This is a genomic window from Rhizorhabdus wittichii, assembly GCF_017607425.1.
Taxonomy (GTDB): domain Bacteria; phylum Pseudomonadota; class Alphaproteobacteria; order Sphingomonadales; family Sphingomonadaceae; genus Rhizorhabdus; species Rhizorhabdus wittichii.
The window spans coordinates 4,056,761-4,076,812 of sequence record NZ_CP059319.1; the positions used below are offsets into that span (position 1 = coordinate 4,056,761).

Sequence of the window (20,052 nt, forward strand, 5' to 3'; positions counted from 1 at the left end):
CTTAGAGCCTGATCGTTTGAGGTGGAAGCGCTTTGCGCTTCCGCCGATGACGTGGATCAGGCTCTCTTCAAGGTCTAGCCCGGCGGGCGTCAGAATCGAAGCTCGAACTCGCCGCCGGGCTTCGTCTTGCCGCACATCGCGCGCACTGCCGCCCAGCTGGCCGGGTCGAGCGACGGCCGGGGGTGCGGCACCCGCTTCGCCGCCGCGTCGAACCGCGCGCGGCGCTCGGCCGAGGGCGGGTGGCTGGCCATGTAGACGAACAGCTTCGGCATCGCCGCCTCGTCGCGGCCGAGCCGGTCGAACAGCCGGGCGGTCGGCGTCGGGCTGATCCCGGCATGGACGAGATGCTCGATCGAGCTGGCGTCGGCCTCGCTCTCGGCCGCCCGGCTGTAGCGCGATTCGAGCAGTGCCTGGCCATAGTCGGCGGCGGTCCCGCCCGATCCGACCAGCAGGCCGATGCCGAAGCGGCGGAGCAGTGCGACCAGCACGTGGCGATGCTCGACATGCCCGATCTCGTGCGCCAGCACCCCCGCCACCTCGTCGGGCGACCGCGCCGCATCGATCAGCCCGCGGAAGATCAGGATGCGGCCGCCGGGCAACGCGACCGCGTTGACGACGGGGATGTCGACCACGCCGACGCGGACCGGCCGGTCGGCGGACGACAGCCGCCGCGCCAGGTCGTCGAGCGCCGCCTGTCCCGCGGGCGCGCGGCAGGCGCGGGCGCCGAAATCGCCGCTGATCGCGTCGCCGAGCCGCTGTTCCCAGCGATAGGGGATCATGCGCGCGAGCAGGTCGAGCCCCTGGATCGTGCCGAGGATGACGAGCGCCGACAGGCACAGCGCGATCGCCGCCGCGCCCCACAGGCCGATCCGGTCGATCGGCCCGCCATAGCGGCCGGCGGCGGGAAGCCGGCGCAGCAGCGCTTCGGGCGGCGCGATGTCGAAGCCGAGCCGCCAGCCGGTCATGTCGCTGCGGCCGAACTGGAGCCCGCGCGCGTCGATCCGCCGCAGCGCGTCGAGCGGCACCGGATCGAAGCCGTCGATCAGCAGCCGGTCGCCCGACAGCGCGACGAGCACGTCATGGCGGATGGCGGACTGGCCGTCATGGAGCCAGGCCGGAGCGCGATCCGATTGCGGTTCAGAAGGCTCCGACATCGAACGCGTCCAGCAGCCCCTCGCCCTGGCGTGGTTCCTCGGTGGTCGACTGGGTCAGCCCGGCGAGGTCGATCTCGCCGCTCGCCTCCATATGGCGGATGAAGAAGGACCAGTTGCGATAGCCGATGAAGATCAACCCGATGCCGAGGGTGACGACGACCAGGCCGATATGGCCGAGGATCAGCTTGATCCAGTCCATCGTCCGCGCGGTGAAGGCGAACTGGAGCCGGTTGAGCGCGAGCGCGCCGATCGCCTCGCGCAGGAAGGCGGCGTAATAGACGATCGCGACGATCCCGATCGCGAAATAGACGGCGAAGGCGCCGATCAGGACCGCGCCGAAGATCGCCGGGTTGGGCGGCCTGGACGGGTCGAAGCTGCCGAGCAGCAGGCTGGCCCCGCCGATGCAGCCGGCGATCGGCAGCAGGTAGAACAGCAGGAAGCGGCCGATGATCGGGCGCCAGTCGGCGGTGGCGGTGAAGTCCTGGTTGCCGAAGCTCAGCCGGTTCCAGCGGTCGTTCCACAGGCTGGTCATCGACCAGGGGATCATGAAGCCGAAGACGAAGGCGCCGACCGCCGTCTTCCACATCGCGGTGAGCGCATAGCCCCAGCCCCGGTCGTCGCTGCCGCCGCGGATGCCGCGCCAGAAGGTGCGGCTCAGCCGGTAGCGCGTCGCGCGGTAGCGGGCGAGCCCGTAGAGATAGATCAGGCCCGCATAGGCGATCAGCATCAGCAGCCCGGCGAGCCCGACCTGGCCGCGCATCGCGAGGCCCTGCACGACGAACTGGAGGACGATGATCGGCACGAACAGCAGCAGCGCGACGAGCAGGAAGCCGATGAACAGCTCGAGCCCGGTGCCGGTCCATTCGAGCGGATCGCCTATGAAGTCGCTGCGGCTCCACAGATAGCGGCGCTCGCGCGTCTTCGCCCAGAAGCGGTAGATGCCGAGGGTGACGATCATCAGCAGCAGGTTGGTGAAGGCGATCGGCGCGAATTCGCGCCAGTTGCCGTTGAACCGGAATGCGCTGCCCGCCTGATCGTCCGACATGCCGTTCCCCCAATGAACCCAGGCCGATCGGACTATGGCGGGCCGCCCGCGTCAAGCGCTTATTGGTCCGATGCGGACGGGGGAGTGCCGTCTCTTCCTTCCCTTCCCAGCGTCATTCCCGCTTTCGCGGGAATGACGAGGAGGTCCTGGACCTCAGGCCAGGCTCTTCGACACCTGCTCGAACACGTCCTTCGACAGGCCCGGCGTGTCGAGCATGCGCTGCAGCTCCGCCTTCATCAGCGCGGCGCGGCCCTCGTCGAAGCGGCGCCAGCGGCCGAGCGGGGGGACGAGCTTGGCGGCGGTCTGCGGGTTGAGGCCGTCGACCTCGAGCAGCATGTCCGTGAGGAAGCGGTAGCCGCGCCCGCCCGCCTCGTGGAAGACGAGCTGGTTGCCCGACATCGCGCCGACCAGCGAGCGCAGCCGGTTCGGATTGGCCAGGGTGAAGTCGGGATGGCGCGACAGCTCCTCGACCCGGTCGAGCGTGTCGGGGCGGATCGAGAAGGCCTGGGTCGAGAACCATTTGTCGAGCACCAGCCCATTGTCGCGGAAGCGATCGTAGAAGGCCGCGATCGCCACGTCGCGCTCGGGCGCCAGGCTGTTCGCCAGCACCCCGAACGCGCCCTGCCGGTCGGTCATGTTGTCGGCCTCGTGGAACTGGCGCAGCGCGATGCCGGCGGCGTCCTCGGCCCCGCTCGCCATGATGAAGCCGAGCGCGATCGTGCGCAGCCGCCGCGCCCCCTTCGCCTGCGGCGACAGCTCGAAGCGGTTGGCGCGGCTGCGCTCATAGGCGTCGCGCCACTCGCCTTCGAGCTGGCCGCCGAGATCGCGGCGCAGCGCCTCGCGGGCGCGGTGGATCGCGACCGGATCGACCACCGCCATCTGGTCGCCGATGAACGCCTCGGACGGGAGCAGCATCGTCTCGCCGATGAAGGCCGAATCGAGCGCGGGATCGGTCAGCGTGGTGCGCACCGCTTCGATCACCGGGCCATGGTCGGCCTGGCCGGTCGACACCGCGCCGACCAGCGTGTCGACCATCAGCTGCTGCATCGCCTCGTAGCGGGCGAAGGGATCGTCGTCGTGCGCCGACAGGAAGGCGAGGTCGGCCGCCGATCGGGCCGCGTCGATGATGACGGGGGCGGAGAAGCCGCGGTTGATCGACAGCACCGGCCGCTCGGCGATGCCCTCGAACAATATCTCGCAGCGCTCGCCGTCGAGGACGACGAGCCGTTCCTCCTCGAAGGCGCGGCCCGACCGCTCGCCGAACAGGGCGATGCGCAGCGGCACCGGCATCGGCTGCTTCTCGGGCTGGCCCGGAGTCGGTGGCACCGTCTGCTCGAGCGTCAGCAGCGCGCGGGCGCCGGCCGGTTCGTGGCTCAGCGCGGCACGGATGCGCGGCGTGCCCGCCTGCGCATACCACAGGCGGAAGCGTGTCAGGTCGACGTCGGAGGCATCCTCCATCGCGACGACGAAGTCCTCGCAGGTCGCGGCGGTGCCGTCGTGGCGCGCGAAATAGAGGTCGCAGCCGGCCCGGAATTTCTGCGGCCCCAGCATGGTGTGGAGCATGCGGATGATCTCCGCGCCCTTGTTGTAGACGGTGGCGGTGTAGAAATTCGACACCTCCATGTAGCTTTCGGGCCGGATCGGATGGGCGAGCGGGCCGGCGTCCTCGGGGAATTGCGCGGCGCGGAGCAGGCGGACGTCCTCGATCCGCTTGACCGCGGCCGATCCCTGGTCGGCGGTGAAGCTCTGGTCGCGGAAGACGGTGAAGCCCTCCTTCAGCGAGAGCTGGAACCAGTCGCGGCAGGTGACGCGGTTGCCCGACCAGTTGTGGAAATATTCGTGCGCCACCACCCCGGACACGCCGTCATAGTCGATGTCGGTCGCCGTCTCGGGATCGGCGAGGATGTAGCGCGAGTTGAAGATGTTGAGGCTCTTGTTCTCCATCGCGCCGAAATTGAAGTCGGCGACCGCGACGATGTTGAACTCGCCCAGGTCATATTCGCGGCCATAGACCTTCTCGTCCCACGCCATCGACGCCTTGAGCGCGGCCATCGCATGCTCGGTCTTGGGCAGGTCCTTCTCGACCACCCAGATCGCCAGCTTGACCGGCCGGCCGCTCTTGGTGGTGAAGCTGTCGACATTGGCGGCGAGATCGGCCGCGACCAGCGCGAACAGATAGCTCGGCTTGGGGAAGGGATCGGTCCACTCGGCGAAGTGGCGGCCGCCGTCGAGATCGCCGCTCGCGGTCCTGTCGCCGTTCGACAGCAGCACCGGGAAGCGCGCCTTGTCGGCCTCCATCCGAACCGTGTAGCGGCTCAGCACGTCGGGCCGGTCGATGAAGAAGACCATCCGGCGGAAGCCCTCGGGCTCGCATTGGGTGCACAGGTTGCCGCCCGAGGCATAGAGGCCCATGAGCTGCGAATTGGCCTCGGGCGAGATCTCCACCCGGGTCTCGACGACATGCGCGTCGCCGGGCAGGTCGACCAGCAGGTCCGGCCCGTCCATCCGCCAGGCATCGGCCTGCGGCTCCCCGTCGATCAGCACCGCGAGCGGGGTCAGCCCGTCGCCGTTGAGCCGCAGCGGCCGGTTGTGCGCGCCGTTGCGGGTGACCTCCAGCCGGCCGGCGACCTGCGTCCGCGCCGGATCGAGCCGGAATTCGAGATGCACGTCGGGCATCAGCCAGTCGGGCTTGCGATAGTCCTCGCGGCGGATGACGGGCGGAGCGGCGGCGGCGGATTGGGCGTCGAGCATGGCCTCGATCTAGTCCTTTTATGAGCACAAACAATGCTGGCGGTCGCGACCGTCGCGGCTAAACCGGCCGCATGGCGCACCTTCTGGTCTTCGGTCCCGGCTACACAGCATCGCATATCGTGAACGCGGTGCAAGAGCGGGAATTCGCGGTCGAAACGATCGACCGTGCAACGATCGCCGACGAGGCGCGCGTCGCCGCCGCGATCGACCGCGCGACGCACATATTGTCGTCGGTGCCGCCGGACGGCGATGCGGACCCGGTGCTCGCCCGCCATGGCCCGGCGATCGCGCGATCGGGCGTGCGCTGGATCGGCTATCTGTCCTCGTCGGGGGTCTATGGCGACACCGGCGGCGCCTGGGTCGACGAGGCCGCGCCGGTCGGCGCCGGCCGCCGCACCGCCCGCGCCGCCGCCGACCTGGCCTGGCAGGCGCTCCATCCGCAGGTCCGCGTCTTCCGCCTGCCCGGCATCTACGGCCCCGGCCGCTCGCCGCTCGACCGGGTGCGCGGCGGACAGGCGCATCGCGTCGACCTGCCCGGACAGGTGTTCAGCCGCGTCCATGTCGACGACATCGTCGGCGGGGTGCTGGCGAGCATCGATCGCGGCCCGGCGGGCGTGTTCAACCTCGCCGACGACCGGCCGGCGAGCCAGAACGCGGTGATCGAGGCGGCGTGCGACCTGCTCGGCATGGCGCCGCCGCCGCTGCTGCCGCTCGACCGGGCCGGGCTCTCTCCCGCCGCGCGCGCCTTCTATGCCGAGAACCGGCGCGTGGCGAACGGCAAGGCGAAGCGGCTGCTCGGCTGGACCCCGCGCCATCCCGACTATCGCGCGGGGTTGCGGGCGTTGCTGGGGTGAGAAATAGCCGTCGCCGGGGCGACGCACTGATCAGGCCATCGCCGCGATCTCGATCGCCGTCACGACGACCAGCGACGCCCCCGCCAGCGCCCAGCGCCACCAGGGCAAGGCGGGACGCTCGGCGAGCAGGAAGCAGAGCCCCGCCATCCCGGCCAGCATCGTCCAGAGATTGTAGCGCAGGTCGGGCGCGACGCTGATCGCGGCATAGGCGCCGCCGTAGAGCAGCGCCGAGGCGGCGAGCGCGACGACGATCCGCCGCCGCTGCAGCCCGGGCGCGACGACGAGCAGGCCGAGCGCGACCGCGAGCCAGCTCGCCGGGCGGCCGAGCGGCGAGGCGGCCATCGCCCGCGCCGCGTCGACGACGATATGGGTGCCGGTGTCGGGAATGAATTCGAGCCCGAAGCGGTTCGGCGCGCTCATCATGTAGACCGCGTCGTCGGGGACGACGGGCACCGCCAGCCGCCAGTTCCAGTCGAGATGGGCGAGACGGTGGCGGAGATAGGCGCCGGGCGCGGGGATGACCGCGTTGAGCCAGATGCCGACCGGGCTGTCGCCGGTGCGCGCGACATGCGCCGACAGCGCGTCGCCGGCGGCGGCGCAGACGGGCTCGTCATGCGCGCCGTAGAGGCGCGGGTCGTAGCAATGACGGACCAGCGCGCGGACGCGGCCGGGGTCGAGGCCGGGGTAGCCGCTCGGCCCGCCCTGCGCGACGATCCCGGCGAGGTCGAAATTGACCAGCGACAGGATCGGCTGCGAATGATGCGGGCGCAGCATCGCCTCGTTGAGCGTCCAGCTCGCGGTCAGCAGCAGCGCCAGCGCGCCTGTAGCGGTCGCTACAAAAATCATCGGCCGCCGCAGCCAGCGCCGCGGCGCGGCCAGCATCAGCAGCGGCAGCGCCGCGAACAGCCCGTTGATGCGGATCGCGCCGGCCAGCAGGACCAGCGGCAGCGCGATCCATCCCGCCCGCCGCGCCGCGCCCTCCTCGCGCCAGGCGAGCAGCACCGCCGCCATCAGCAGCAGGCAGGCCATCAGCGGGTCCTTGAGCACCGCGCCGACCTGCCCGAACGGGATCGGCGCCAGCGCGAACAGGATCGGCAGCGCCGCCGCGCCCCAGCCGTGCCGCCGCCGCAACAGCTCGGCGAGCAGCCCGGCCGCGCCCCAGTAGAGCGCGACGTCGAGCAGCAGGAAGGCTGCGCCGCCCGGCGCGACGTGGAGGAGCTGGCGCCAGAGCCAGGCGGTGATCGGCGGGTGCCAGTCGTCGTAGCTGCCGCTGATCGCCTGGCCGTACTGGACGACGCTGTCGGGGGTGATCACCCCCCAGCGGAACGCCGCGAGCTGGACGACGGCGAGCAGGAAGCACAGCGCCGCGATGAACGATCCGGGGCGGCGCTCGATCATCGACCTCGGCCGTCGCTTATTCCGGCCTCTCTCCGAAGGCAGGCATCCGGCGGCCGATCGGTTCCTGGCCGGCGAACAGCGCATCGAGCCGGCGGCGCAGCGAGGCTTCATATTCGCGGCGATCGATCGCCTGCGGGCAGGACAGCATCAGGTCGCCGCAGATCGCGCCCTTGACCCGGTCGACCGCTGCGTCGTCGAGCACCCCGGCGCGATGCAGCTCGAGCATCATCTGCACCATCCCGGCGGCGGTCGCCTGCGCCCGGATGCCGAGCAGGTCGAGCGTTTCGCGGAGCTTGCGCGTGTCGGACGTATCCATGGTCTTTCTCCTCTCCCACTTCCCCAACGCCGGCGCCGCGAACCGGTTCAGCCCGTCGCCACCCGGCCCGATCGTTCGAGCTTGCCCCAGCCCACCCGGGGCCCGCGCAGCGCCTGCGCCAGCGCCTTGAGAACGACATAGTACATGATCTGGCGATAGCCGATGCGTTGCGGGATCAGCAGCCACAGCAGCCGCCACTTCTCCCGCCGTTCGAGCGCGAAGGCGATGAAGGCGGCGAGCAGGTCGATCGCCGTGAAGATCAGCCAATAGGCGAGCATCCGGTCGATGTCGGTGCTGCTCTGCGCCCAGCCATGCGCCTGCACTTCGAACCAGGTCGCGACCAGGCTGACGATCAGCGCGAGGTCGATCACCGGCGAGATCGCGGCGAGCAGGATCTGGAACAGCACCGCCTGCGGCAGGCCGATGCGGGCGAGGCCGCGCGGCTCGCCGCTCGCCATCACCCGGCGATGCTTCCACAGGCATTGCAGCGTGCCATAGGCCCAGCGGAAGCGCTGCTTGGCGAGCGCGCGCACGCTTTCGGGCGCCTCGGTCCAGGCGACGGCATATTGGTCGTAATGGACGCCCCAGCCGGCGCGCTGGATCGCGATCGTCAGGTCCTGGTCCTCGGCCAGCGTGTCGGGCGGATAGCCGCCGACCGCGCGGATCGCGGCGAGCCGCCACGCGCCGACCGCGCCGGGCACCACCGTCATCGCGTTCAGCCGGGCGAGCGCGCGCCGCTCCAGATTCTGCGCGGTGATATATTCGAGCGCCTGCCAGCGGGTGACGAGGTTGATGCGGTTGCCGACCTTGGCGTTGCCGGCGACCGCGCCGAGCGCCGGATCGTCGAACCAGCGCGCCAGCCGGGCGATCGTCGCCGGCTCGAACTGGGTATCGGCGTCGAGCGCGATGACGATCTCGCCCTGGACCAGTTCGAGCCCGCGGTTGAGCGCGCGCGCCTTGCCGCCATTCTCGACGGTCAGCAGCCGGACGCGCGGCTCGTCGGCGAAGGCCTCGGCGACGACCGCGCTGGTCCGGTCCTTCGACCCGTCGTCGATGACGATCACCTCGACCCGCACGTCGCGGCTGTCGAGCACGCGCCGCACCGACCGCTCGATCACCCGCTCCTCGTTATAGGCGGGGATCAGCACGGTGACGAAGCGATCGGGATCGACCGGCGGGAAGACGGTGCGCGCCTCGCGCCGCGCCTGGACCAGCGCGAGGCCGGAGAGCAGCACGGCGCGGGCGATGCCCAGGCTGATCGCGACGATGAACAGCCATTTGATCGCGATCGTGATCCAGCCGAGCGTGCTGAACAGCGCCAGGTCGGTCTGCGCCGCCAGCCGGTCGCCCTCCGAGATCGGCGGGTTGACCGTGGCCGGCGACAGCCCGGCGAGCACCGAGACGGGCACGAGCTGGTAGCCGCGCGCGCGCAACGCGTTGATCACCAGCGGCAGCGCGGCGACGGTCTGCGCCCGGTCCCCGCCCGAATCGTGGAGCAGGACGACATTGGCGGAGAAGTCGGGGCTGCCGCTCTCGACCCCGTCGATCGTCCGCTGGACGATCTCGGCGACGCCGGGCCGCTTCCAGTCGTCGGGGTCGACGTGCAGGCCGACCGACAGATAGCCGCGCCGCTGCGCCTCCTCGACCGGCACGATCTCGTCGGCGGTGGTCGGCTCGGCGTCGCCGAAATAGGGCGCGCGGAACAGCCGCAGCGATCGGCCGGTATAGGCCTGGAACAGCCGCTGGTTGGCGTTGAGCTCGAGCGCGGTCTGCGCGGCGGTCGCCTGGGCGAGATTGGGATGGGTATAGGTGTGGCTGCCGACCTCGTGCCCCTCGGCCACCAGCCGTTCGAGCAGCGACCGCTGGGTCAGCGCGTTCTCGCCGACGATGAAGAAGGTGGCGGAGACCTTCTCGGCCTTGAGGATGTCGAGGATCTTCGGGGTCCAGACCGGATCGGGCCCGTCGTCGAAGGTCAGCGCGACGAGCTTCGGCCGATAGCCGGTGCGCTCGATCTGATAGGGGGTCGGCAACCGGTCGAAGCGGACGGCGGTGATCATCCCGGCGCGATCGGTGGTGACGCTGCGATGGCCGGGCACCGGCACCGCGCCGATCCGCAATATCTCGCCCGACCCCTCGATATCGACGTTGTTGCCGGCGGGGATGTCCTCGATCGCCTGCGCCGAGGGCAGGCGGCGTCCGCCCCCCGCCCCGCGCCCGAACATCGTCCAGACCGACGGGTCCTCGGTCCCCAGCCGCCACAGCGCGACCTGGTGGAGGCCGAGCGTGCGCAGCGTCGCGATCTGGCCGTGCATCGCGGCGGCGTCGAGCAGCCAGATGTCGTGGCGGACGCCGCCCTCGAGATAGGCGAAGCTGCTGTTGCCGCTGGCCGGGTCGAAGCGTGGCACCACGCCGCTGTCATGCGCGGCGAGCCAGACGTCCTCGACCGAATGGGCGATGGTGTCGCCGCCCTTCTCCCAGTCATAGGCGTAGGAACCGAGCGCCACCACCACCCGGTCGGGCGGCAGGCCGCGCACCGCGCGCGCGACCGAATCGGCGAACCAGGGGCGCGAGGCGATCGGCCCCGGGTCGCCGGGTTCCGAATGCTCGTCATAGGCCATCAGGAACAGCTTGTCGGCGACCCGCGCATAGGCCTTCAGGTCCCAGGTCGCGTCGGCGACGGGCACCGCGATGGCGATCTGCATGCCGGGCAGGCGGCGGCGCGCCTCGGTCAGGAAGGCGCGATAGGCGGGATGGGCGTCGGCGGGCAGCTCCTCGAAATCGAAGAAGACCCCGCTTGCCTGGTTCGCGGCGAGCAGCGCCGCGACCCGGTCGAGCGTCGCCGCCCGCGCCTTCGGATCGCGCAGCAGCGCGGCGATGCCGGGCCCGTCCCACGCCCCGCCGAGCGCGTTCTGGATCATCGGCATCAGCTTCGGCCGGCGATGGGCATGGCTGATGATCGCCTTGCCGCGCGCGTCGGGGAAGCTCGTCACCTTGTGGTCCGGGCCGGTGATCGAGATCCAGCCCGGGATCAGCCAGTCGATGTCGTCGACATGGCGCGCCAGCGACGCGGCCGAGGCGTCGTCCCATGGCGCGTGGAAGGCATAGGCGGTCGGCGGCATGCCGGCGCCGGCCGTGCCGTGCGCCAGCAGCCGGCGGAAATCGCGCCACATGTGGCGGACCTTGCGCGCGCTGGCGCCGACCAGCGAATGGTCGGCGGCCTTGAGCGGGGCGATGGCGGGCCGCTCGACCTCGAACGGCAGCGGCGGCTGCGGCGTGACGCGGATGATCGACCCGAAGAAGGCGACGGCCGACAGCAGCAGCAGCAGCGCGAACGCCGCGATCGCCAGCGCGAAGCGGCGCCGGCGGCGGCCCGAGGCATCGTAGAAGATCGGCCGGCTATCCATGCGGCACCCGTGCACCCTAAGTTGCGGGAAGATTTCCGGAACGCACCCGCAACAGGAGGGTTCAACCCGAAGGCCCGGGCTCTGGCAAGAGGAAGCTTTCAATATGCTGACTACCGCGCTTCAATGGTATGGCGCGGCGGCGGGGGCGCTCGCGGCGTTGATCGTCTCGCTCGACCTCGGGCGCCGCTGGACCGGCATCGGCTTCGTCATCTTCGTGACCTCCTCGATCGCGCTGATCGGCTGGGGCTTCCTCAAGCCCGATGCCGCGGGGATCGGCACCCAGAACGTCATCCTGCTCGTGATCAACCTGATCGGCGTCTACCGCTACCTGATCCGCCGCAAGGCGCCGGTCTAGGGAGCGTCATCCCGGCGGAGGCCGGGATCTCGGGAGAGAGAAGACGAGGTCGAGGCAGGGGCCGCCTGAGATGCCGGCCTCCGCCGGCATGACGTTCTGGGGGCAGGTCCCCGGCGATTCCCCACCTCGCCAAGCCGTCGCCAAAGGTTCATGCTGGCGGGGCAAGGAGGACGGATGATGGGCGTGCTCGGCTTCGGCGGCTTCTTCTTCCGCGCGGCGGACCCGGACGGGCTCGCCGCCTGGTATCGCGACCATCTCGGCGTCGGCAATGGCTGCGCGGCCGAGGGAGCCGGCGATCCGCAGCCCTGGTCCTGGTCGGTCACCGCGGGGCCGGTGGTGTTCCAGCCCTTCCAGGCGGCGAGCGACTATTTCCCGGCGGACAAGCAGTTCATGCTCAACCTGCGCGTGGCGGGGCTCGACGCGCTGATCGCGAAGCTTCGGAATGCCGGCGTCGCGGTCGAGACGCGCGCCGAATGGGACACGCCCGAGGTCGGCCGATTCGCCCGCATCCATGATCCCGAAGGCCATGCGATCGAGCTGTGGGAGCCCCCGGCGGCCGCATGACCGCCGGCCGGGCCAGCCGCGCGGCGCATGCGCTGGTGGCGGCGTGCGCCACGGCCGGGGTCGTGCTCCACTATCTGGTGGTGCTCGGCCATGACGGCGAGGTGGCGGTGCGATCGATCCGCTTCCTCAGCTATTTCACCATCCTGACCAACATGCTGGTCGCGGTCACCGCCTTCGGGATCGCCATGGGGCAGGGCCGGCTCGCGGCGCTGGCCGGGCGGCCCTCCTGGCGGACGGGGGTGACGCTCGACATCCTCGTCGTCGCGCTGGTCTATCATCTGCTGCTGCGCGACGTGACCCTGCCCGGCGCGATCGGCTGGACCGCCAACGCCCTGGTCCACCAGCTCGTCCCCGCCGCCTGGACGGCCTGCTGGTTCGCCTTCCCGCCGCACGGCGCGATCGACCGGGCGGCGCCGTGGCGCTGGCTGCTCTACCCGCTCGGCTTCGCGCTCTGGACGCTGCTCCACGGCGCGGTCGGCGGCTGGTATCCCTATCCGTTCATGGACGCCGGCCGGCTTGGCTATCCGACCGCGCTCGCCAACATGCTGGGGATCGGGGCGCTGTTCCTCGGCCTGGGCTATGGGCTGCGCTGGGTCGACGGGCGGTTGGAGTCGAGGACCGGCTGACACCCCTCCACGTCATGCCAGCGAAGGCTGGCATCCATGTCTGTTGTCTTCTCAGATGCCATCTGGCCGATGAGAGACATGGACCCCAGCCTGCGCTGGGGTGACGAAACAAATGCAGAAGGTCGGGAGATGGCGCCAGCTTACTTCGGCGCGATCACCATCAGCATCTGGCGGCCTTCCATGCGCGGGAACTGCTCGACCTTGGCGGTTTCGGCCATGTCGGCCTGGACGCGCTGGAGGACCTGCATGCCGAGCTGGCCGTGCGCGAGCTCGCGACCGCGGAAGCGCAGGGTGACCTTCACCTTGTCGCCCTCGTCGATGAACTCGTGGATCTTCTTCATCTTGGTTTCATAGTCGTGGTCGTCGATGTTCGGACGCATCTTGATCTCCTTGATCTCCTGCGTCTTCTGCGACTTCCGGGCAAGATTGGCCTTTTTCTGGGCCTCGTACTTGAACTTGCCGACATCGAGGAACTTGCACACGGGCGGATCGGCGTTCGGGGACACCTCGACCAGGTCGAGCCCGGCCTCCTGGGCCTGCTCGATCGCCTCGCGCGTATACATCACGCCCAGATTCTCGCCCTCTTCATCGATCACCCGGACCTTGGGCGACTGGATGAACTCATTATAGCGCGGGCCATTGAGCGGCATCGGCGGCTGCCCCAGGGGGCGGCGCATCATCGGGGGACGTATAGCAATATCTCCTATGGCGGTCTGACGGGCGCGATATAAGCCTTAACGCGTCACTTGGAAAGATGGCCGCGCGCGAGGCCGCGACGCTTTGTCGCGGCCTGTGTCCGGCTTGCGTCAGGGGTGGCGCAGGTCGGGCGGGGTCGCCTCCGCCAGCAGCGCGGCGATCGCCTCGTCGAGCGGCAGCACGGTCTGCGCCTGCTCGCCCAGGCGGCGGATCGCGACGGTGCCCTCCTCCGCCTCGCGCTTGCCGACCACCAGCAGCGCCGGCACCTTGGCGAGGCTGTGCTCGCGCACCTTGTAGTTGATCTTCTCGTTGCGCAGGTCGCTCTCGACGCGCAGCCCGGCCGCCGCCAGCTTCGCCTCGACCTCGCGCGCATAATCGTCGGCGTCGGAGACGATCGTCGCCACCACCGCCTGCACCGGCGCGAGCCAGAGCGGGAAGCGGCCGGCATGATGCTCGATCAATATGCCGATGAAGCGCTCGAAGGTGCCCAGGATGGCGCGGTGGAGCATCACCGGCCGGTGCCGCTCGCCGTCCTCGCCGACATAGGAAGCGTCGAGCCGCTCGGGCAGGACGGTGTCGGCCTGGATCGTGCCGACCTGCCAGGTGCGGCCGATCGCGTCGGTCAGGTGGAACTCCAGCTTCGGCGCGTAGAAGGCGCCCTCGCCCTCCAGCTCCTCCCAGCCGAACGCCTCGGTCGCGCGGCCCGAGGCGGCGACGGCGTCGCGCAGCGTCTGCTCGGCCTTGTCCCACATCTCTTCGCTGCCGAAGCGCTTCTCGGGGCGCAGCGCCAGCTTGATCGCATATTGCTCGAAGCCGAGGTCGCGATAGACCGCGTCGAGCAGGTCGCAGAAATCCTTGATCTCGGCGATCAGCTGGTCCTCGCGGACGAAGATATGGGCGTCGTCCTGGGTGAACTGGCGCACGCGCATGATGCCGTGCAGCGCGCCGTGCGGCTCGTTGCGGTGGCAGCAGCCGAACTCGGCCATGCGGATCGGCAGGTCGCGATAGCTCTTGATCCCCTGGCGGAAGATCAGGACATGCGCCGGGCAGTTCATCGGCTTGAGCGCCATCAGCTCGCTCTCGCCCGACAGGACCGGCCCCTCCTCCTCGGCGTTGGGGATCTCGTCGGGGACGACGAACATGTTCTCGCGATATTTGCCCCAATGGCCCGACTGCTCCCACTGGCGCGCGTCCATCAGCTGCGGGGTCTTGACCTCGACATAGCCGGCGGCGTCGAGCTTGCGGCGCATATAGGCCTCGAGCACCCGCCACAGGCGGAAGCCCTTGGGATGCCAGAACACCGACCCCTGCGCCTCCGACTGGAGGTGGAACAGATCCATCTCCTGGCCGATGCGGCGATGGTCGCGCTTGGCGGCCTCTTCCAGCCGGGTCAGGTGCGCGTCGAGCTGCTTCTTGTTGAGCCAGCCGGTGCCGTAGATGCGGCTGAGCATCGCATTCTTCTGGTCGCCGCGCCAATAGGCGCCCGACACGCGGGTCAGCTTGAACGCCTGCGGGTCGAGCTTGCCGGTCGAGGGCAGATGCGGCCCGCGGCACATGTCGAGCCAGTCGTCGCCCGACCAGTAGACGGTCAGCGGCTCGTCGCCGGGCAGTTCGGCGGCCCATTCGGCCTTGAAGGTCTCGCCCTGCTGCTTCCAGCGCGAGATGAGCTGCTCGCGGCTCCACACCTCGCGGCGCAGCGGCTTGTTCGCGGCGATGATGCGGCGCATCTCGGCCTCGATCGCGGGCAGCTCCTCGTCGGTGAAGGGCCCGCGGCCGGGGGCCGGCGCGAAATCATAGTAGAAGCCGTCGTCGGTCGACGGGCCGAAGGTGATCTGGGTGCCGGGGAACAGGCTCTGCACCGCCTCGGCGAGGACATGGGCATAGTCGTGGCGGGTGAGGTCGAGCGCGTCGGCCTCGTCGCGCGCCGTCACCAGCGCCAGCGCCGAATCCTTCTCCAGCGGCCGGTCGAGGTCGCGCAGCTCGCCGTCGACCCGCGCGGCGAGCGCCGCCTTGGCGAGGCCGGGGCCGATCGCGGCGGCGATCTCGGCGGGGGTAGTGCCGGTCTTCACCTCGCGCGCCGAGCCGTCGGGAAGCGTGATGGTCAGAAGATCGGACATGGGAGAAAGACTATCCTTGAGGGTCGCGGAGCGCGGCTTATGCCCGCGAACGGGCCTGCGGGGCAAGCGCCGGCTGCGGTGGGCCCATATCAGCGTCGCCCCTGCGCAGGCAGGGGCCCATGTCTCTCATCGGCCAGATGGCATCTGAGAAGAATACAGACATGGATGCCTGCCTCCGCAGGCATGACGATGAGCGAGTGGATGGGGGAGCGTCAGCCCGCCCCGATCCAGTCGGCGACGTCGGCGGCGATGGCGTTCGTCGCCTCGTTGAGCGCGGCGGCCACCGAGCGGGCGTCCTCGCCGGCGACGGGGACGGACCGCTCGAAGCGGCGGGCGCGGATCTCGTCGGAGCCGCTCTTCGCCAGCGTCGCGTCGTAGATCACCAGCACCTTGCCCTGGCCGCCCAATAGCTGGAACGCCAGCAGCGTGCCCGACAGGCGGGTGTCGGGGGTGATCGCGCCGTTGCGGGTGTCGGGGACGAAGCGGCCGGTGCGGGCCTCGATCGTCTCGGCGAGGACCGAGCGGAACAGTTGCGACGGCGTGTCGACCCAGGCCGCCTTGGGCAGATAGGCGAAGGCGGCGCCGGTCTGCACCGCGATCCGCTGGTTGCGCAGCGCCGCCGGCAGCGCGGGCGCGGACACGCCGACCGCCTGGACGTCGCGGGTGACCTTGCCCTGGTCGGCGGCGACCCGGGCGGTCGAGGTCAGGCTCATCAGCCGTTCGGGCGGGTCCTCGCCGAAGCTGATGCAGCCCGCCAGCAGGCCGGCGGCGGTGAGCGCGAGGATCGTGCGGCGCAACATGCGGTCAGTTCCTTGGCTTGTAGTCGGGCAGCTTGGAGCCGCCGAGCACGGCGCCCGCCCCGCCCCGGTCGAGCTTGTTCGAGATGGCGCCGAGCGCCTCCGACATCTCGGCCAGGTTGCGCGCGAGCTGGTTGATCTGCGGCACCGTCTGGGTCGAGAAGGCCTTGATGCCGGGCCGCGCGTCGGTGATCGTCGCGTCGAGCGTCTCCAGCGTGTGCTGGGCGGCGACGGTGGCCTTGTTGAGGTTCGCCATCGCCGGCTTGACGTCGTCGGCCATCACCCCGTTGGTCGTCTCGGCGAGCTGGCCGACCCGCTCGGCGGCGTTGCCCGCCTGCTCCATCGTCGTCTTGAGCTGGACGACCGCGGCGGCGATCTCGGGCCCGCGATCGGCGAGGTCGCCCGACAGCTTGTCGACATGGGCGAGGATGCCGCTGATCGACTTCTGGTTCTTGTCATTGAGCAGCTCGGTCAGCCGCTCGGTCAGGGTCGAGATGCGATTGAGCAGCTCGGGCGCCGAGTTGAGCAGTTCGCCCAGCGCGCCGGGCTTGGTCGGGATCACCGGCTCGCCATAGGGCCCCGGCTCGGTGATCGGCGGCGCGCCCTTGACCGCGCCGTCGAGGTTGATCTGGCTGACCCCGGTGAAGCCGATGCCGGCGATCGTCGCGGTGGTGCCCTGCAGGATCGGCGTGTCCTGGTCAATCGCGATGCGGACGCGGACGAACTCCGGGCTGTCGGGCAGCAGCTTGATCTCCTCGATCTTGCCGACCGGCACGCCCGAGAAATTGACCGGCGATCCCTTGGCGAGCCCGTCGACCGAGGTCTTGAAGAAGATGTCGTAGCGCTGGTTGCTCGCGGTGTTGAACCCCGCCAGCCAGACGATGAAGACGAGCAGCGCGACCAGCAGGGCGAGGACGACGCCGCCCACCAGCACATGGTTCGACCGGGTTTCCATCAGTATCTCACTTCCCGGCTTCTCCCGCTGCCACGCGCTCGGCGGCCTCCGCCGCCACCCGGCCCCGCGGGCCGTTGAAATATTCCTGAATCCACGGATGGTCCAACGCCAATAGTTCCGGGATCGTTCCAACCGCGATCACGCGCCTGTCCGCCAGCACCGCGACGCGGTCGCAGATCGCGTACAGCGTGTCGAGGTCGTGGGTGATCAGGAAGACGGTGAGGCCGAGGGTGCGTTGCAGCGACCGGATCAGCGCGTCGAAGGCGGCGGCGCTGATCGGGTCGAGCCCGGCGGTCGGCTCGTCGAGGAACAGGAGCTGCGGGTCGAGCGCCAGCGCGCGGGCGAGGCCGGCGCGCTTGCGCATGCCGCCCGACAGCTCGGACGGATATTTGGGCCCCGCCTCCGCCGGCAGGCCCGACATGGCGACCTTGTAGGCGGCGATCTCGTCGAGCAGCTGGTCGTCGAGCTGCGGATAATATTCGCGGATCGGCACCTGGACGTTCTCGGCCACGGTCAGGGTCGAGAACAGCGCGCCGCCCTGGAACAGCACGCCCCAGCGGCGGCGGACCTGCTGCGCCTCATAGTCGTCGCGGCCGATCATCGGCTCGCCGAACACCTCGACGATGCCCGCCTGGGGCGGCTGCAGCCCGATGATCGAGCGCATCAGCACCGACTTGCCGGTGCCCGATCCGCCGACCACGCCCAATATCTCGCCGCGCCGGACATCGAGGTCGAGCCCGTCATGGACGACCTGCTCGCCGAAGGCGTTGCGCAGCCCCTCGACATGGATGACGGTCTCGCCGTCGGCGGTGTTGAGCCGGGCCATCAGATCCACCCGATCGAGCTGAAGAACACCGCGAACACCGCGTCGAGGACGATGACCAGGAAGATCGCCTGGACGACCGAGGCGGTGGTGCGCAGGCCGACCTCCTCGGCATTCCCCTCGACCTGCATCCCCTGGTAGCAGCCGCACAGCGCGATCAGCATGCCGAACACCGGCGCCTTGATCAGGCCGACCCACAGGTCGGTCATCGGCACCACCTCGCGGATGCGCTGGACATAGGTGATCGGCGGGATGTCGAGGTCGATCCAGCAGAAGATGCCGCCGCCGATGATCGCGATCACCGCCGCGTAGAAGCCGAGCAGCGGCATCAGCACCACCGTCGACAGTACGCGCGGCAGGATCAGCGCCTCCATCGGCGACACGCCGATCGTGCGCATCGCGTCGACCTCCTCGGCCAGCTTCATCGAGCCGAGCTGGGCGGCGAAGGCGCTGCCCGACCGGCCGGCGACCATGATCGCGGTCATCAGCACGCCCAGCTCGCGCAGGGTGATGCGGCCGATCAGGTTGACCGCGAACACCTCCGCGCCGAACTGGCGGAGCTGGACCGCGCCCTGCTGGGCGATGACGATGCCGATCAGGAAGCTCATCAGCCCGATGATCGCCAGCGCCTTGACGCCGACCACCTCGAACTGGCGCGCCATCGCATTGTAGCGGAAGCGGCGCGGATGGGTGACGAGCCCCCACAGCCCGATCAGCGTCGCGCCGAAGAAGCCGATCAGCCCGGCGAGCGAATGGGCGGCGGCCGAGGTCGCATCGCCGATCTCGCGCAGCACGCGGAAGAAGGGCGGGCTCGAATCGGGGCGGATCTTGAGCGGCTTGTCGGCTTCGGCGATCTGCTCGATCAGCTGGCAGACGTCGGCATCGGCGCCGACGATCTCGACGTCGTGCTCGCGGGCGATGCGATGGACCAGCCAGGCGCCCACCGTGTCGATCCGGTCGACCTCGCCCAGGTCGATCGTGCGCGGCACCTCGTCCAGCGCTTCCAGCCGCCGCGACAGGTCGCCGATGCGGGCGAGCGTGAGCGCGCCGGTGAAATGCAGCACCTGCTGATCGTAGCGGAAGTCGGCCGGGGCGGTCATGGCGCCCAGAAGTGATCGAAAAGCGCGGGATCGGCAAGCATCCGAAATGAATGAGCGCCTCGGCAGATAGTTCCTTGGCCGCGATTCTTCCCTATAGAGCGCGGCGATGACCGAACTCGCCATCTACGACATGGACCGCACGATCACGCGGACCGGGACCTTCACCCCGTTCATGATCCACGCCGCGTTGCGGCTGGCGCCGTGGCGGCTGGTCTTCGTGCCCTTCGCGGCGCTGGTGATGCTCGCCTATGTGGCGAAGCTGATCGAGCGCAAGCGGGTCAAGGAGCTCAACCAGGCGATGCTGATCGGCCGGCGCATCCATGCCGACCGGCTGGCACCGATCGCCGAGAGCTTCGCCGACGCGGTGATGCGCCGCAACGTCCGCGCCGGGGCGATCGAGAGCCTGGCGGAGAATCGCGCCGCCGGCCGCCGCCTCGTCCTCGCCACCGCCTCGTCGCGCATCTGGGTCGAGCCGATCGCCGCCCGGCTGGGCATGGACGACGTTGTCGCGACCGGCGCGATCCGCGGCATCGACGACTATGTCAGCCACAAGGTCGACGGCGAGAATTGCTACGGCCCCGCCAAGCTGCGCATGATCGAGGCGTGGATGGGGCTGGAGGGACTCGACCGCGCCCGGTGCCGCATCCGCTTCTATTCCGACCATATCTCCGACGTGCCGGTGCTCGCCTGGGCCGACGAGGCGATCGCCGCCAACCCCCATGCCGGCCTGCGCGAGGAAGCCCGCAAGCGCGGCTGGACGATCGTCGACTGGGATTGAGGGGTGGCGTGGTTCGGACTATATTCGGACTAAATTCGTACCGAAAGGCCGCCGATGGGACGCCACGACCGCATCAAGCCGATCAGCTATCTCAAGGCGCACAGCGCCGACCTGATCCGCGAGCTCGGGGAAGGAGCGCCGCCGCTGATCATAACCCAAAATGGTGAAGCCCGCGCGGTGCTGCAGGACGTGGGGTCGTGGGAGGCGACGCAGGAAGCGCTGGCGCTGCTCAAGCTGCTCGCACTTGGCCGCGAGGAGATGGCGCGGGGCGACATGGTCCCGGCGGAGGGCCTGGCCGAGCGCATCCGTTCGCGCTGAC

18 protein-coding genes are annotated in these 20,052 nt (G+C 69.9%); 6 read left to right on the plus strand and 12 right to left on the minus strand.

Features of this window, described 5'->3' with window-relative positions:
* Positions 1-89 precede the first annotated feature (89 nt).
* From HRJ34_RS19480 to pepN, 3 genes are all read right to left on the minus strand, one after another.
* Positions 90-1,154, minus strand: a complete 1,065-nt coding sequence (locus HRJ34_RS19480) for a M48 family metallopeptidase (RefSeq protein WP_226948860.1) — start codon at positions 1,152-1,154, stop codon at positions 90-92.
* Complete coding sequence (locus HRJ34_RS19485) at positions 1,138-2,199, minus strand: YjgN family protein (protein WP_012048962.1); 1,062 nt, start codon at positions 2,197-2,199, stop codon at positions 1,138-1,140. Before HRJ34_RS19485 ends, HRJ34_RS19480 begins: the two co-directional genes overlap by 17 nt.
* Before the next feature lie 153 nt (positions 2,200-2,352).
* Positions 2,353-4,950, minus strand: a complete 2,598-nt coding sequence (gene pepN, locus HRJ34_RS19490) for an aminopeptidase N (protein WP_208632157.1) — start codon at positions 4,948-4,950, stop codon at positions 2,353-2,355.
* Positions 4,951-5,021: 71 nt separating this feature from the next.
* Here pepN and HRJ34_RS19495 point away from each other — a divergent pair, with 71 nt between their 5' ends.
* The gene (locus tag HRJ34_RS19495) at positions 5,022-5,804 is read left to right on the plus strand and encodes a Rossmann-fold NAD(P)-binding domain-containing protein (RefSeq protein WP_029995022.1); all 783 of its coding nucleotides are present in this window, start codon (positions 5,022-5,024) and stop codon (positions 5,802-5,804) included.
* Between the two features lie 30 nt (positions 5,805-5,834).
* On the opposite strand, the gene HRJ34_RS19500 is transcribed toward HRJ34_RS19495, so the two are convergent.
* The 3 genes from HRJ34_RS19500 to HRJ34_RS19510 are packed head-to-tail and all read right to left on the minus strand — an operon-like array spanning position 5,835 to position 10,922.
* Positions 5,835-7,202: a hypothetical protein gene (locus tag HRJ34_RS19500; protein ID WP_208632158.1), complete on the minus strand. Its 1,368-nt coding sequence runs from the start codon at positions 7,200-7,202 to the stop codon at positions 5,835-5,837.
* 16 nt (positions 7,203-7,218) lie between these two features.
* On the minus strand, positions 7,219-7,518 hold the full coding sequence (locus HRJ34_RS19505; RefSeq protein WP_016746655.1) for a hypothetical protein: 300 nt from the start codon (positions 7,516-7,518) through the stop codon (positions 7,219-7,221).
* Positions 7,519-7,565: 47 nt separating this feature from the next.
* Complete coding sequence (locus HRJ34_RS19510; RefSeq protein ID WP_030090176.1) at positions 7,566-10,922, minus strand: glycosyltransferase; 3,357 nt, start codon at positions 10,920-10,922, stop codon at positions 7,566-7,568.
* Between the two features lie 103 nt (positions 10,923-11,025).
* Between HRJ34_RS19510 and HRJ34_RS19515 the strand changes: the two genes are divergently transcribed.
* From HRJ34_RS19515 to HRJ34_RS19525, 3 genes are all read left to right on the plus strand, one after another.
* Entirely contained in the window at positions 11,026-11,277 is a 252-nt protein-coding gene (locus HRJ34_RS19515; protein ID WP_012048957.1) for a hypothetical protein, read from the plus strand.
* Positions 11,278-11,451: 174 nt separating this feature from the next.
* Positions 11,452-11,841, plus strand: coding sequence for a VOC family protein (locus HRJ34_RS19520; protein WP_012048956.1), 390 nt, complete (start codon positions 11,452-11,454; stop codon positions 11,839-11,841).
* Positions 11,838-12,467 (plus strand): Pr6Pr family membrane protein, encoded by a 630-nt coding sequence (locus HRJ34_RS19525; RefSeq protein ID WP_208632159.1) that lies wholly within the window; start codon positions 11,838-11,840, stop codon positions 12,465-12,467. The genes HRJ34_RS19520 and HRJ34_RS19525 overlap by 4 nt, the downstream gene beginning before the upstream one ends.
* A 140-nt stretch (positions 12,468-12,607) precedes the next feature.
* Here HRJ34_RS19525 and infC read toward each other — a convergent pair whose 3' ends face one another.
* From infC to HRJ34_RS19555, 6 genes are all read right to left on the minus strand, one after another.
* Positions 12,608-13,147, minus strand: coding sequence for a translation initiation factor IF-3 (gene infC, locus HRJ34_RS19530; RefSeq protein ID WP_016745460.1), 540 nt, complete (start codon positions 13,145-13,147; stop codon positions 12,608-12,610).
* A gap of 126 nt (positions 13,148-13,273) precedes the next feature.
* Entirely contained in the window at positions 13,274-15,280 is a 2,007-nt protein-coding gene (thrS, locus tag HRJ34_RS19535; protein ID WP_208632160.1) for a threonine--tRNA ligase, read from the minus strand.
* Between the two features lie 212 nt (positions 15,281-15,492).
* The gene (locus tag HRJ34_RS19540; RefSeq protein ID WP_029995027.1) at positions 15,493-16,080 is read right to left on the minus strand and encodes an ABC-type transport auxiliary lipoprotein family protein; all 588 of its coding nucleotides are present in this window, start codon (positions 16,078-16,080) and stop codon (positions 15,493-15,495) included.
* Positions 16,081-16,084: 4 nt separating this feature from the next.
* Positions 16,085-17,032 (minus strand): MlaD family protein, encoded by a 948-nt coding sequence (locus HRJ34_RS19545; RefSeq protein ID WP_012048951.1) that lies wholly within the window; start codon positions 17,030-17,032, stop codon positions 16,085-16,087.
* A 7-nt stretch (positions 17,033-17,039) separates the two neighbouring features.
* Positions 17,040-17,858, minus strand: coding sequence for an ABC transporter ATP-binding protein (locus tag HRJ34_RS19550; RefSeq protein ID WP_012048950.1), 819 nt, complete (start codon positions 17,856-17,858; stop codon positions 17,040-17,042).
* Positions 17,858-18,955: an ABC transporter permease gene (locus HRJ34_RS19555; RefSeq protein WP_012048949.1), complete on the minus strand. Its 1,098-nt coding sequence runs from the start codon at positions 18,953-18,955 to the stop codon at positions 17,858-17,860. Before HRJ34_RS19555 ends, HRJ34_RS19550 begins: the two co-directional genes overlap by 1 nt.
* A gap of 106 nt (positions 18,956-19,061) precedes the next feature.
* Between HRJ34_RS19555 and HRJ34_RS19560 the strand changes: the two genes are divergently transcribed.
* Together HRJ34_RS19560 and HRJ34_RS19565 are read left to right on the plus strand one after the other, a co-directional pair.
* A complete protein-coding gene (locus HRJ34_RS19560) occupies positions 19,062-19,733 on the plus strand; it encodes an HAD family hydrolase (protein ID WP_012048948.1) in 672 nt (223 codons plus the stop codon).
* Positions 19,734-19,787: 54 nt separating this feature from the next.
* Positions 19,788-20,051, plus strand: coding sequence for a type II toxin-antitoxin system Phd/YefM family antitoxin (locus HRJ34_RS19565; protein WP_012048947.1), 264 nt, complete (start codon positions 19,788-19,790; stop codon positions 20,049-20,051).
* Position 20,052: the final 1 nt, after the last annotated feature.